This is a genomic window from Streptomyces sp. NPDC041205, assembly GCF_055591765.1.
In genome coordinates, this window is sequence record NZ_JBVIZH010000001.1 from 1,588,488 (window position 1) to 1,602,120 (window position 13,633).

The window sequence follows — 13,633 nt, forward strand, 5'->3', positions numbered from 1 at the left end:
AGCGGACGTGAGCCAGCTCCTCGACAAGCCGCCCACCGCGACGGCCGCCCCCTCCGGACCCCCCGCCCTGTCCCCCGCCGACCTGGCCGCCCGCCACGGCCTGACCGTCAGCGGCGCCCGCCCCACCCTGCCCGCCTACGTACGGCAGCTGTGGCACCGGCGGCACTTCATCACGGCGTTCGCCACCGCCAAGCTCACCGCGCAGTACAGCCAGGCGAAGCTCGGCCAGCTCTGGCAGATCATGACGCCGCTCCTGAACGCGGCCGTGTACTACTTCATCTTCGGCGTGCTGATGAACACCAGGCACGGCGTGCCGGACTACGTCCCGTTCCTGGTCACGGGCGTCTTCGTGTTCACGTTCACGCAGCAGTCGGTGATGGCGGGCACGCGGGCGATCTCCGGCAGCCTTGGCCTGGTCCGCGCCCTGCACTTCCCGCGCGCCTCGCTCCCCCTCTCGTACTGCCTGCAACAGCTCCAGCAACTGCTGTTCTCGCTGTGCGCCCTGGTGGCGATCCTGCTGGCGTTCGGCGTGCCGCCCACCGCGTCCTGGCTGCTGGCGATCCCCGCGCTCGCGCTGCAGTTCACGTTCAACGCCGGGCTCGCCCTCGCCATGGCGAGGATCGGCGCCAAGACCCCGGACGTCGCGCAGCTGATGCCGTTCGTGCTGCGGACGTGGATGTACGCGTCCGGGGTGATGTGGAGCATCGACACGGTCCTGAAGGACCGCCACCTGCCGCACGCGGTGACCGTGCTCCTGGAGTCCAACCCGGCCGCCGTCTACATCGACCTGATGCGCTTCGCCCTCATCGACAGCTTCCACGCGGGCCGGCTCCCCGCGCACGTGTGGGCCTGGGCGGTGGGCTGGGCGCTGCTCGCCGGGGTCGGCGGGTTCCTGTACTTCTGGAAGGCGGAGGAGACGTACGGCCGTGGCTGACACCCCCACCGTGATCGCCGACGCGGTCGACATCGTCTACCGCGTCCACGGCGCGGCCACCTCCGGCCGCGGCGCCGCCACCGCCGCCCTCGGCCGCATCCTGCGCCGCCGCGAGGGCGGGGAGGCGCGTGGCGTCCGCACGGTCCACGCCGTCCGCGGCGTCTCCTTCACCGCCCACCGCGGCGAGGCCATCGGCCTGATCGGCACCAACGGCTCGGGCAAGTCCACCCTGCTCAAGGCGGTCGCCGGGCTGCTCCCCGTCGAGCGCGGGCACATCTACACCGACGGCCAGCCGTCCCTGCTCGGCGTCAACGCGGCCCTGATGAACGACCTCACCGGCGAGCGCAACGTCCACCTCGGCGGCCTGGCCATGGGCATGTCCCGCGCGCAGATCCGCGAGCGCTACCAGCAGATCGTCGACTTCTCCGGCATCGACGACAAGGGCGACTTCATCTCCCTGCCGATGCGCACGTACTCCTCCGGCATGGCGGCCCGCCTCCGCTTCTCCATCGGCTCGGCCAAGGATCACGACGTCCTCCTCATCGACGAGGCCCTCGCCACCGGCGACCGTTCCTTCCAGAAGCGCTCGGAGTCCCGCATCCGCGAACTGCGCGCACGCGCGGGCACGGTCTTCCTGGTCAGCCACAACAACAAGTCGATCCGGGACACCTGCGACCGCGTGCTCTGGCTGGAGCGCGGCGAGCTGCGGATGGACGGGCCGACGGCGGAGGTCATGAAGGAGTACGAGCGGTTCACCGCCCGCTGACAGTGCCCCTTTTGTCGCATCAATACGCAGATCCTTACACTATGGGAGCGTTTACACCGGAAGGACGAGAGAGGCGGGCCGCTGGATGCCAGACCTGAGCGTCGTCGTGTACGGCCGCAATGTGCAGGGACATCTCCCCGAGGCCCTGGCGGAGCTGGCGGACGCCGGCCCCGCGGTCGAGGTGGTCCTCGCGGCCGTCGGCGCGTCCGCCCAGGAGGCCGCCGCCCGCCACCCGTACGTCACGGTGGTCCCGCTGCCCGACGGCACCCCGGACGGCGCGGCCCGTGCGGCGGGCGCGGCGCGGGCGAGCGGGCGCCGGCTGCAGTTCGCGCACAGCAAGGACGGGGTGCCCGCGCTCGCGGCCCGAGCGGTCGCCGAGCGCGCGGCGGCCCTCGACGACACCGTGGACGTGCTGCTCACCGACCACGTCGTCTCCACCTGGCGGCACTCGCGGACGCCGAGCCGCGACGGCCGGTTCCTGGCCAAGCCGGGCCGCCGGGACGTGCCGCTCGCCGACTGCCCGGATCTGCTGAAGGTCACGCCGCTGCTGGGGACGAGGATCGTGCGGGCCGACTTCTGGCGGGCGCACGCGGAGCTGTTCGGTACGGACGACGAGCTGTTCGTGGCGTACGCGGTGCCGCTGGTCGCCGGGCGCGTGGCAGCGTACGACCAAGTCGCCCTGGAGGACCGGCGGTTGCGGGTGGAGAGCCTGCCGCCGGTCACGCCCGAGGACCGCTTCGCGCTCCTGGAGACGTACGAGCGGCTCCTGAACCTGGCGGCCGAGCGGGACGCGGGAGGCGGCCCCGGCGCCGTGCTGTACGCGGCGATGGTCACCGCGAGCCTGCGGATCGTCGCCCGCGACCGGCTGCCCGAACCGGCGGCGCGGGAGTTCTTCCGCCGGGCCTCGCGCGCGGCGGTCGCCCACCGCCCGCCCGGGTACCGCAGCCCCGGCGGCCTCGAAGGGGTGCGCCGACGCCTCCTGGAGGAGGACGCGTACGCGAAGTACCGCGCGTTCCAGGCGGTCAACCAGCGGCGGCGCAAGGTGCGTTCGGCCGTCGGGGCGGGACGGGCGGCGGTCGGCAGGAAGGTCCGGGACGCGCGCTACCACCAGGACCTGCGGCGCCCGGTCGACCCGAACCTGGCCGTGTTCTCCGCGTACTGGGACCGGGGCGTCGCCTGCAACCCGGCCGCGATCGCCGCGAAGCTCGCCGAACTCGCCCCGCACATCCACCCGGTGTGGGTGGTCGCGGCCGAGAACGTACCGCTGCTGCCGCCCGGCACGGACCACGTCGTCCCCGGCACGCGCCGCCACTCACGCGCCCTGGCGACGGCGAAGTACCTGGTGAACAACGCCAACTTCCCCAACGCGACCGTGAAGCGGCCCGACGCCGTGCACGTCCAGACCCACCACGGCACGCCCCTCAAGCGCATGGGCCTGGACCAGCTCGACTACCCGGCGGCGGCCAAGGGCCTGAACTTCCACGACCTGCTCGCGCGCGTGGACCGCTGGGACTACAGCGTCTCGTCCAACACCCACTCCACGCAGATGTGGCAGCGCGCCTACCAGTCGCGGTACGTGGAGCTGGATTACGGCTACCCGCGCAACGACGTGTACTACACGGCGACGGCGGCGGACGTGCGCGCGGTCCGCGAACGCCTCGGCATCGCCCCCGGGAAGCGCGCCCTCCTCTACGCCCCCACGCACCGCGACTACGAGGCCACCTGGACCCCGCGCCTCGACCTCGCGACCCTCGCCGACCGGCTCGGCGAGGACACCGTGCTCCTGGTGCGCGGCCACTACTTCTACGGCGGCACGGCCTCCCCGCTCGCCGGGCTGCGCCGCGCCGGACGCGTCATCGACGTGTCGACGTACGACCCCGTCGAGGACCTGGCCCTCGCCGCCGACGCGCTGATCACGGACTACTCCTCCATCATGTTCGACTACGCCAATCTGGACCGCCCGATCGTCGTCTACGCCGACGACTGGGAGACGTACGCGAAGACGCGCGGTGTGTACTTCGACCTGCTGGCGGAGCCGCCGGGCCAAGTGGCGCGCACCCAGGAGGAGTTGACGCAGTTTTTTGTCTCCGACGCCTGGCGGGACGAGACGGCGGCGAAGGCGCGGGCGGCGTTCCGGCGGCGCTTTTGCGAGTTCGACGACGGGCGGGCGGCGGAGCGGGTCGTACGGCGGGTGTTCCTGGGCGAGAGCGAAGCGTCGCTGCCGCCGGTCACGCCCCTGGACGAACGGACCCCGGCCCCGACTCCGGAGGAGGCGGCACGATGAGCACCGAGGGCACCGCACACCCGTCAGCGCCTTCCGAAGCCCCCGACGTGACCGTCACCGTCATCGTCTACAACGACGCCGAACGCCTCCCGCGTGCGGTGGCCTCACTGCGCGCCCAGACGCACCCGAACATCGAGATCGTCATCAGCGACGACCACTCGACGGACGAGACGCCGCGCGTGGCGCGGGAGTTGGCGGCGCGGGACGACCGGGTCACGTACCTCCGCCTCCCCGAGAACAGCGGCGGCTGCAGCGCGCCCCGCAACCGGGCGATCGAGATCGCGCGCGCACCGTTCCTGATGTTCCTGGACAGTGACGACGAACTCCCCGAGCGAGCGGTGGAGTTGCTGCTCGCGGCGCACGCCGAGGCGGAGGTCGACTTCGTGATGGGCGCCGTGGAGCGGGTCCGGGTGGACACCGGCCGTACGTCGACGTGGATGCCGCACCTCGTCGCCGAGCGCCGCACGGTGGCGGGCATCGAGGCCGAACCCGGCCTGTTCTTCGAGCACTTGTCGACGAGCAAGATGTACCGGAAGTCCTTCCTGGACCGGAACAACCTCCGCTTCCCCGAGGGCATCCACTACGAGGACCAGCTGTTCTCGGCGCAGGCGTACTGCCTGGCGAAGGCGTTCACGGTGATCCCCGAGCCGGTGTACCGCTGGTACATAGAGCCCTACGGCGCGGCGGAGGCGGCGTCGATCTCCAACCAGCGGCACAAGCTGAGCAATGTGCGGGACCGGGTGCACGTGCAGGGCCTGATCGATGCGTTCCTGGTGGAGAGCGGGCACGCGGGAGTGCGGGAGGCCAAGGACTACAAGTTCCTCAAGCACGACTTCCGGATGTACGCGGGCGACCTCCCCTTCCGGGACGAGGAGTGGCTGCGGGGCTTCGCGGACATCGTGAACCCCTATCTGGCGGGCCTCGCGCAGAGGGCGTACGAGCGGCTGCCGCGCGCGGAGCGCGTCGTCCTCCAACTCGTACGGGACGGGCGACTCGCGGAGGCGCAGGTCGCGGCGCGAGGGCTCGGCCACGGAGTCGCTCCGCGCGAGGTGTGTGTGGACGGGGAGGGGCGGCTGTACTGGGGTGCGCGGGTCCCGGACACACCGTCCGCGCGCGGGGAGCTGGACCTGACGGAACTCGCCCTGGATGCGCGCCCCTTTCCCAGCGCGCAGTTCCGGCACGAGATCACGCGCATCGAGCGGGCCCCCGTCGGCGCGGCACTCACCCTCTCCGTCCGCACGTACGACCCCGGGCTCCGCCTCCCCGTGGGCCCGCAGGTGGCGAGCCTGGTCGTGGCGCCGGGCCGCCGCCGCATGACGACCCGCTTCCGCCTGGACCCGGTCCGCCCCGGCGTCTTCGAGGGCGAGGTCGTCCTGGACCTGGCGCAGGCCCGCGTCCCCGTGGACGGCTTCTCCGGCACGCGCCACCCCTTGATCCAGCTCACCGACGGCCGCCTCCGCAACAGCGGCCTGCTCCTGGCCCCGCTGACCTTCCCCCGCATGACGGCCCGGATCCCCTACCGCTCGGGCACGGCCCCACACCAGGTGACGGCGGAGCCGGAAGGCCGCGGCGCGGGCCGCCTCCAACTCACCTGGACCCCGGCGGGCGTGACGGCCCACGTCCTGCGTCCCCTGACCCGCAGGATCATCGGCCCCAGCAACTCCCGCGTACGCCGAGCGGCCCGCCTCCTGGCAAGCGCGACCCGCTGACGCGGAGGCTGCGCCCGAGCCCGCCCCCATGACGCCGCAGCCGATCACCGCCGTCCTCGCCGCCCGGCCTTTGCCCACCCGCCCGCCCCCGCCGACCCGAGTGAACCCACGCGGGCAGCAGCCCTCCACCTCTCCGCCTACGGTGCGTCCGAAGCCGCATCCAGGTCGACCATCACAGCGTCGAACCCATACCTGCCTCACGCGATCCCGCCCCTCCCGCTCACGCGCGAACCCCGAGCGTCCCGTCCGCACGCGCGGACCTCGGCGCCACTTCGGTGACGGCCTTGAAGACCAGCCAGACGGTTTTGCCAGGGGTGTGAACGGTGACACCGAAGTCGTCGGCCAAGGCCGCCACCAGGCGCAGCCCTCGGCCACCGCACTCCTCGCCGCCCTCACGGACGATCCGCGGGAACCCGCCGCCGCTGTCCCGCACTTCGATCCGGAGCAGCGGACCGTCCACAACAAGCGTGAGGCAGAACTCACGCCCCGGCGGAACGCCGTGCAACACGGCATTCGTGGCGAGCTCCGAGACGCAGAGACGTACGTCGTCATACCGATCAGTGACGTCCACACCCCACTCCACCAGCGTCTCAAGAGCGAAGGCGCGAGCAGCGGGCACGGAGCCACGTGCGCGGGGAAATCGTCGTTGCCGTGACAGGGACACGGTGAACACCGCCTTGATCCTGGGCCGTACGATGGCGATGACCGTACTACTATTCACGAAAAGCAGCAAGGTGACCCAAGGGTCAGGCGCCGAGCGGGTCGCTTAACGTGTAAAGCAGCAAGGTCGAAGCCACTGGCCACTCGGAGGACACCGTGAGCGAGAGCACGTGGGTCAGCACCTCGATGCCGTACCTGGCGCCGCGAGCGGCGGGACAGCCCCACGCGTGGGCGGCCGAGGCCGCCGCCCAGGGCGGCACGGGAGGTCAGCGCATCGTGCACGCCGGGGAGGTGCCGGCCCCGGACGCGGTGGCCGCGCTGCTCGGCGTGGCAGCCGGCGAACCCGTCGTCGTGCGCCGTCGGGTCATCGAACTGGATGACCGGCCATGCGAGTTGACGGACACGTACTATCCCGTGTCCATCGCCCGCGGCACCCGCCTCGCCGCGAAGCGGAAGATCCCCGGCGGTGCCGTCACCCTGCTCGCCGAACTCGGCCACGTCGGCGTACGGGTCCGGGAGGACGTCACCGCGCGGATGCCCAGCGCGGACGAGCGCGAGACGCTGCGTACAGGAACGGACGAACCTGTCCTGCGCCTTTCCAGGGTCACTCTGGACAGCGACGACCAGCCGATCCAGGTCGACCTGATGGTCATGCCCGCCCATCGGCAGCAACTGCGTTACGAGATCAGGATCGGATGACCGTGCCCACCACCGAAGCCCACGCGCTCGACCGCCGCTCACTGCACGAGCGGATCGCCGCCGACCTCCGGGACGAGATCATGAGCGGCGACCTGCCCCCGGGCGGCAAACTGCCGTCCACCGCGCAGTTGAAAACACGCTTCGACGCCTCCAACGCCACCATCCAGAAGGCGCTTCAACTCCTCAAGGACGAACAGCTCGTCATAGGCCGTGCCGGAGCGGCGGTCACGGTACGCGAACACAGGCAGCGCACCATGCGTCCCGCTTCCTACATGGCCCCGGCAGGCCCGGGAGAGCCGTATCGCTGGCTCACCGAGGTGGCGCGGCACGGCACGTCGGCGCACATCACACTGCTGGACGTGGCAGAGGCGCACCCGCCCGCCGACGTCTCGGCCGCCTTGAAGCTCGCCGATGGCGAATCGGCGTTGCTGCGACGGCAGCTCCTCACCATCGACGACGAACCGGCCGAACTGGTCACGTCGTACTACCCGTTGACCCTGGCCAGGGGAACCGCCATCACGGACAAGCGCCGGATCAAAGGCGGCACCCCGGCCCTGCTCGCCGAGCTCGGCTTCCCGCCGCGCCGGAGTGTGGACCGCGTTTCCGCCAGAGTTCCCACCCAGGACCAGCACCAGGCTCTGAGGCTGCCCGGCAACCTGCCGGTACTCCACACCCTGCGCGTCGTCTACAGCGACAACGACCTCCCCATCGAGGTCACCGTCATGGCCAAGGCAGGCCATCTCTATGAGCTGCAATACGAGTTCACACCTGAGTGACCCCCGCGAACGCGACCTCACCCCCAACGTCACTGCGCTCGCAGTCGGGGCAGCGCCCTGGCCGGTTCGCCCAGCGCGAGCCGGACCTCGCCCTCGTGGCCGGACAGCTCGCACTCGTTGAGCCACCAGGTCCGGGCCGGGTCCCGGGGACCGATCGAGTCGTCCAGAATTGCCCAGGCCGCCTTCATCTCGCGCAGGGCGCGGCCGCCGTCGCCCGCGTGGGCGAGAGCCCGAGCGGCCCGCGCGGCTTCCTGCCGGTCGGCCACGAACAAGAGCCACCCAGCAACCTGGGCCGCCTCCGCGACGACGGAGGCACACTCACTCCGCAAACGGTCAGGCACCGCCCCACCCGCACGGGCGCGGACGGCGAAGTCGGTCACGGGGCGCTCCGGACAGTTGTCGACCGTTGACTCCGAGACTAGCCAACGGCCGGTCCACCGGGCCGGGTTGTGGCCGCAGGTGAAGCATGGTCGGCACGAGCCGCCACCCGGTGCCGCGTCCGGCCCGGGCCCTCAGGCCAGGCTGGCGGCAGCCGCAGCGCCACCCCGCCCGGGTCGCCCCACCCCGGCCCCACCCCCCGCCCCCTCCAGGGCGGCCTCCCGCGCGACGGCCATGTCGCTGAACGGAAGCAGTCGCCCCCGCACGGTCTGGTGCGGCTCGCTGCCCTTGCCCGCGATGAGGACCGTGTCCCGGGGACCCGCCGCGGACAGGGCGAAGGCGATTGCCTCGCGGCGGTCGGCGAGGCGCTCGAAGGGCGTGCCCGTCGCGGTGAGGCCGGGCGTGATCTCGTCGAGGATGGCCTCGGGGTCCTCGTCGCGGGGGTTGTCGGAGGTCAGGACGCACAGGTCGGAGTGGGTCCCGGCGATCCTGCCCATGTCGGCCCGCTTCGTGGTGTCCCGGTCGCCGCCGCAGCCGAAGACGGTGATCACGCGGCCGCGCGCGTAGCCGCGGATGGTGGTCAGGACCTTGTCCAGGGAGTCGGGGGAATGGGCGTAGTCCACGATCACGGAGGTGCCGTCGGTGGTCTCGAAGCGTTCGAACCGGCCGGGTACGGGCGGCATGTGGGCGAGCGCGGCGACGAGCGCGTCCAGGTCGTGCCCCAGGACGTGGCAGGAGGCCAGCGCGGCAAGGGCGTTGGCGACCGAGTACCGGCCGGGGAAGGGTATGGCCGCCGGATACGCCCGCCCACCGTGCCGCAGCGTGAACCGCGTCCCCGTGGCGCTCACCGCGAGGTCGGTCGCCCGGAAGTCCGCCGGTGCGTCGAGCGCGTACGTGGTCACCGCCCCCGGCATCATCGCCACGATCCCGGCGCCCACGGGGTCGTCGGCGTTGACCACCGCGTGCCCGCACAGGCCTTGGAAGAGGCGGAGCTTGGCGTCCCGGTAGTCGGCCATCGTGCCGTGGTCGTCGAGGTGGTCCTGCGTGAGGTTGGTGAACACGCCGACGTCGATGAACGTCCGGTCCACCCGATGGGTGAGCAGAGCCATCGAGGTGGCTTCGAGGACCACGCTGCCGGTCGCGCGGTCCCGCATGTGCCCAAGGAGGTACTGCAGGTCGGGCGACTCCGGAGTGGTGAGCACCGAGGGCGGCATCGGGATCAGTTCGTCGCCGATGCGGCTGCCCGCCGTCCCGATGACTCCGACCTTCGCCCCCGTGGACATCCGCAGTACGGCTTCGACCATGTACGAGACCGACGTCTTGCCGTTGGTCCCGGTGATCGCGACCATGTCCATCCACCGGCCCGGCTCGCCGACGTACCGGGAGGCCACGACCGCAGCCGCCCGACGGGCGTCCGGCACCCGCACGGTGCACCTGCCCGCGGCTCCCGGGAGCGCTGGACGGCCGGGAAGGGCTGGACGGCCGGGAAGGGCTGGATCCGGCCCCTCGGCCACCGGCCCCTCGACCACCGAGCCCTCGGCCACCGGCCCCTCGACCACCGAGCCCTCGGCCACCGGCCCCTCGACCACCGGCCCCTCGACCACCACAGCGGCAGCGCCCCGCGCGAACGCGGCCGCCACCGAGCCGGGTCCGCCCTCCCGGTGTCCGGGCACGGCGATGAAGACGGCCCCGGGCGTGACCCGGTCGACGTCGAAGGTCACCCCCGCCGTGACCTCAGTCGCGCTCGGGTCACCCTCAAGTACCTGATGTTCCTGTCCGGCCAGGAGCTCGCTCAGCTTCACAGTGATCCCTTCGAGGTGGCCCCGGCCCGGTCGTGCGGTCGGAGCCAGGTGGCAGCACCGGCGGAGGCCGGCAAGCTGGTGTGGCGATGGGGCGAGGGAAGGGAATTCGCCCGGCGGGGCGGGGGGGGAGGGAAAGGCGCAAACGGCTCTCGGCGCCTGGAGGCCCTGGGAGACCGCGGGACGCCGCCGCGAATGGCCCGGCGCGCGGCACGGAAGAGCGGCGAACCGGTGCGCCCCAGCGCGCTAACCGTGCCCGTGGAGCGCGATCCGCCGGGGAAGGGGTGTCTCGACGTCAACGGCGACAGCCGCGTGGACGACGATCGGGCGCGGTCCTGAGGCCGCCCTGTGCGGGCACTGCCTCAGCGAACCCATGCGACCCATGAGCCCGAGTGTACGGCTGTTCCGGCGACCCCCACTCCAGATCTTCCCGTGGGCCGGTGCCGCCTCACCCCACCACCCGGTACAGCCCCAGCCCCCGCGGCCCCGTCCCCACCTTCCGCAGCGCGGGATCGTCCGCCCCCAGACCCCCGTCCCCGGGATACGCCACGACCCACCGCACCCCGTACCGCCGCAGCACCTCCATCCGCTCGGCCCGGGGCGTACCCGGCGCGAAGTACCGGCGCACGGCGTCCTCGCGCGCGACTTCGTCCGGCAGGAAGAAGTCGGGGTAGCCGGGAGCCACCGTGTACGCCCCGTACGCCGGGATCTGCCGGGCCGGGAACGTCTTCGCCATGACGACGTCCCCGTACCGCACCCAGGGCGTGATCCACCGGTAACCGGGCCACGGCGGCCGGTACTTCGCGGCGACGGCGGAGGGCAGCGCGTCCTTCGGGAGTACGTAGCCCAGCGTCCCGGCCTGCCCCCACGCGCCGACGGACAGGGCGAGGGCCAGGGCGGCGGCGAGGACGGCGGCGAAGATCCGACGCGGGCGGGCAGCGGGGACCGCCCCCGCGGCCCTCGACGTCACCGCCGCCCCGACCACCTCCGCCACCTCCACCGCCGCCGCGACCTGCGCCGGAATCAGCGCCGCGGGCAGCACCCGCCCCCACGAGTAGTGACCGCTCAGGCCCCCGGCCGCGAACACCACCGCGCCGAGCGTGAAGAACAACACCAGCGGATCGCGCCGGTCCCGGCGCAGGCGCAGGGCCAGCGCGGCCACACCCAGCAGGGCCAGGCCGAAGCGGCCGAGGAGGTCGCGGTACAGGGGGCGGTGGATCTGCTCCAGGTCCGCGCCCGCGCCGAAGAGTTCGAAGAAGGGGTAGTACGGCCAGACGACGAGCACCACGAGGCCGAGGGCCGGACCGGCGGCCAGGCGCGGCAGGACCGCGCGCGAGGGCCACGGCCGGGTGCCGAGCAGCATCGCCGCCGCGCCGAGCGAGGCGACGACACCGGTGAACTGGTGGGTGAGGAGCACGACGGCCCACAGGGCGCCGAGGCCGAGGAACACCGGCCACCCGGAGCCCGCCCGCAGGGCCTTCCGCAGCCACGCCCACAGGTGGAAGGACAGGCCCAGCGCGAACGTACTCGGATACGACACCGTCAGGGCAAGGGAGTTGAGCCCGAGGAACCCGCTCCACTCGAACAGCGCCGGGCCCCACAGGAACAGCACGCACAGCACGGCGAGCGGCGGGGCGGCCCGGCGCTCCGTCAGCGTACGGACGAAGTGCCAGATCCCGGAGAGGAGAAGGACGAGGCCGACGACGGCCGCGCCGCGCAGCACCCCGAAGACCCCCGCCCCCGTCGCCTTGGCGAGGCAGCCGAGGAGGACGGTCCACGGCGAGTAGTAGGGGCTCGGCACGTCGGCGTCGACCAGCGGATCGCCGGGGTGGAGCGGATCGTGGCGGAGCCGTTCGATCGTCGCCGCGTGGATGCCCAGGTCACCGGCCCAGGGCAGGCGGACGACGACGGCGAGGAGAAGGGCGGTGACGGCGCCAGCCACCGCCCGGAGCCCCCACACCCAGCGGGACCGGCTAGGCCCGCCGGGCGTCATGGTGGGCCCGATGCTGGAACACCCACGTCCGGTACACCAGGAAGCGGAACGCCGACGCCAGCACGATGGACTGCGCCTTCGCGATGTTGGAGCCGAGCGGCCCGTTGAGGCCCGCCCCGTGGTACGCGGCGTAGAACAGCAGGCTCTCCATGACGACGCCGATGCCGCTGAAGACGAAGAAGAGGGCGATCTGCCGCTTGGTGCGCGAGGCGCGGTCCCGGTACGCGTAGAAGCGGAAGCCGAGGTAGTTGGTGCCCATGGCGACACAGCTGGCGAGCACCGTGGCGGTCATCGGGGCCCGGCCGAGGCCGTGCAGGAGGAGGTTGAAGACGACGAGGTTGACGGCCACTCCGCTGCCGCCGACGACGCCGAACCGGACGACCTCCAGGAACAGTCGGCGCAGCCGGGCGAGGGGAACACGGGGCGCGGCGGGGGCGGGAGCGACGACGGGCCCGGCCGGCGCCTCGTGCAGCGTGCTGGTCATACGGACGGCCCCGAACCCGACCCGGTCCGACGCCCCGGTACGCCGGGGACCCCACGGGCCGCGCGGGAAAGCCGCAGCTTCCACGGCATCACCACCGACTCCAACTGCACCATCAGATTCATCTTGGACTCGCCGACCGTCCGGTCCTCGAAGTGGATCGGGACCTCCATGACGTCGAAGCCGTGGCCCACCGCCCGGTACTTCATCTCGACCTGGAAGCTGTAGCCCGCGCTGTCGACGGATCCGAGGTCGACCGCGCGCACCGCGTCGGCCCGCCACAGGTTGAAGCCGCCGGTGATGTCGCGGAGGCGGGTGCCGAGGATGGTGCCCGCGTAGGCGTTGGCCCAGCGGGACAGGAGCTTGCGGTGGGCGCCCCAGGCGTCGGAGAGCGTGCCGCCCTGGACGTACCGGCTGCCGACGACGACCCCGGCGTCCGTGGCGAGCGCGACGCCGAGCAGCTCCGCGACCTTCTCCACGGGGTGGCTGCCGTCGGCGTCCATCTGCAGGACGTAGTGCGCGCCGTCCTCGACGGCCTTGGCCATCCCGGCCGCGTAGGCCCGGCCGAGGCCGTCCTTCTCGGTGCGGTGCAGCACGCTCATGCGGCGGCGGCCCTCCGTCTCCGCGTGCCGCCGCGCGTGCTCCTCGGCGATGTCGCCGGTGCCGTCGGGGCTGGAGTCGTCGACGACGAGCAGGCTGAGGCCCGGCAGCGGCAGCGCCATCAGCGCGTCGGCCATGCCGGGCAGGTTCCCGGCCTCGTTGTACGTGGGCATGACGACGGTCAGCGGCGTCGCGGCCCATTCCTCGGGCAGCCGTCCGGCGCCGAGCACCCGGACCGCGCGCTCCGCCGCGTCCAACGGACTTGCTTCTGTCATCGGCTTACCTTGTGACCTTCCCGACCCGTACGGACTCGTCCGTCAGACAATCTCACCTACCGTAGCCCAAATGCCCGAATTAACGGCATAAGGTCAGTCTCGTCACCCGTTCCGCAGACGGTGGGTGTCCCCCATCCCGCCGCACACACCACGCCGGACACACAGACGGGGGCGGCCCCCCCCCCGCATGGGGGGGGGGCACCCCAGTAACGGCAAAACGCCGCACGCGGGTGCAGCAAGGTCCCCGCTTTCCCAACCGTCACCGAAGGGGGTTCCAAG

12 protein-coding genes are annotated in these 13,633 nt (G+C 72.3%); 6 read left to right on the top strand and 6 right to left on the bottom strand.

Annotated features, from left to right (window positions below):
• The first annotated feature begins 7 nt into the window (after positions 1-7).
• From ACZ6BG_RS06870 to ACZ6BG_RS06885, 4 genes are all read left to right on the top strand, one after another.
• Positions 8-934 carry an ABC transporter permease gene (locus ACZ6BG_RS06870; RefSeq protein WP_468450060.1) on the top strand — a complete coding sequence of 309 codons (927 nt, stop codon included), beginning with the start codon at positions 8-10 and terminating at the stop codon, positions 932-934.
• Positions 927-1,700: an ABC transporter ATP-binding protein gene (locus ACZ6BG_RS06875; RefSeq protein WP_468997709.1), complete on the top strand. Its 774-nt coding sequence runs from the start codon at positions 927-929 to the stop codon at positions 1,698-1,700. Before ACZ6BG_RS06870 ends, ACZ6BG_RS06875 begins: the two co-directional genes overlap by 8 nt.
• Before the next feature lie 85 nt (positions 1,701-1,785).
• Entirely contained in the window at positions 1,786-3,984 is a 2,199-nt protein-coding gene (locus tag ACZ6BG_RS06880) for a CDP-glycerol glycerophosphotransferase family protein (RefSeq protein WP_468997712.1), read from the top strand.
• Entirely contained in the window at positions 3,981-5,693 is a 1,713-nt protein-coding gene (locus tag ACZ6BG_RS06885; RefSeq protein ID WP_468997714.1) for a glycosyltransferase, read from the top strand. Before ACZ6BG_RS06880 ends, ACZ6BG_RS06885 begins: the two co-directional genes overlap by 4 nt.
• A gap of 220 nt (positions 5,694-5,913) precedes the next feature.
• Here the strand turns inward: ACZ6BG_RS06885 and ACZ6BG_RS06890 are convergent, their stop codons facing one another.
• Complete coding sequence (locus tag ACZ6BG_RS06890) at positions 5,914-6,366, bottom strand: ATP-binding protein (RefSeq protein ID WP_468997717.1); 453 nt, start codon at positions 6,364-6,366, stop codon at positions 5,914-5,916.
• Positions 6,367-6,509: 143 nt separating this feature from the next.
• Here ACZ6BG_RS06890 and ACZ6BG_RS06895 point away from each other — a divergent pair, with 143 nt between their 5' ends.
• On the top strand, positions 6,510-7,052 hold the full coding sequence (locus ACZ6BG_RS06895) for a UTRA domain-containing protein (protein ID WP_468997720.1): 543 nt from the start codon (positions 6,510-6,512) through the stop codon (positions 7,050-7,052).
• Entirely contained in the window at positions 7,049-7,828 is a 780-nt protein-coding gene (locus ACZ6BG_RS06900; protein WP_468997722.1) for a GntR family transcriptional regulator, read from the top strand. Before ACZ6BG_RS06895 ends, ACZ6BG_RS06900 begins: the two co-directional genes overlap by 4 nt.
• Positions 7,829-7,857: 29 nt before the next feature.
• Here ACZ6BG_RS06900 and ACZ6BG_RS06905 read toward each other — a convergent pair whose 3' ends face one another.
• From ACZ6BG_RS06905 to ACZ6BG_RS06925, 5 genes are all read right to left on the bottom strand, one after another.
• Positions 7,858-8,094, bottom strand: a complete 237-nt coding sequence (locus ACZ6BG_RS06905; RefSeq protein ID WP_468997724.1) for a hypothetical protein — start codon at positions 8,092-8,094, stop codon at positions 7,858-7,860.
• Positions 8,095-8,340: 246 nt separating this feature from the next.
• Positions 8,341-10,008 (bottom strand): UDP-N-acetylmuramoyl-L-alanyl-D-glutamate--2,6-diaminopimelate ligase, encoded by a 1,668-nt coding sequence (locus ACZ6BG_RS06910; protein ID WP_468997726.1) that lies wholly within the window; start codon positions 10,006-10,008, stop codon positions 8,341-8,343.
• A gap of 445 nt (positions 10,009-10,453) precedes the next feature.
• Complete coding sequence (locus tag ACZ6BG_RS06915) at positions 10,454-11,998, bottom strand: hypothetical protein (RefSeq protein WP_468997729.1); 1,545 nt, start codon at positions 11,996-11,998, stop codon at positions 10,454-10,456.
• Entirely contained in the window at positions 11,979-12,482 is a 504-nt protein-coding gene (locus tag ACZ6BG_RS06920; RefSeq protein WP_468450068.1) for a GtrA family protein, read from the bottom strand. Before ACZ6BG_RS06920 ends, ACZ6BG_RS06915 begins: the two co-directional genes overlap by 20 nt.
• The gene (locus tag ACZ6BG_RS06925) at positions 12,479-13,354 is read right to left on the bottom strand and encodes a polyprenol monophosphomannose synthase (RefSeq protein WP_468997736.1); all 876 of its coding nucleotides are present in this window, start codon (positions 13,352-13,354) and stop codon (positions 12,479-12,481) included. The genes ACZ6BG_RS06920 and ACZ6BG_RS06925 overlap by 4 nt, the downstream gene beginning before the upstream one ends.
• Positions 13,355-13,633: the final 279 nt, after the last annotated feature.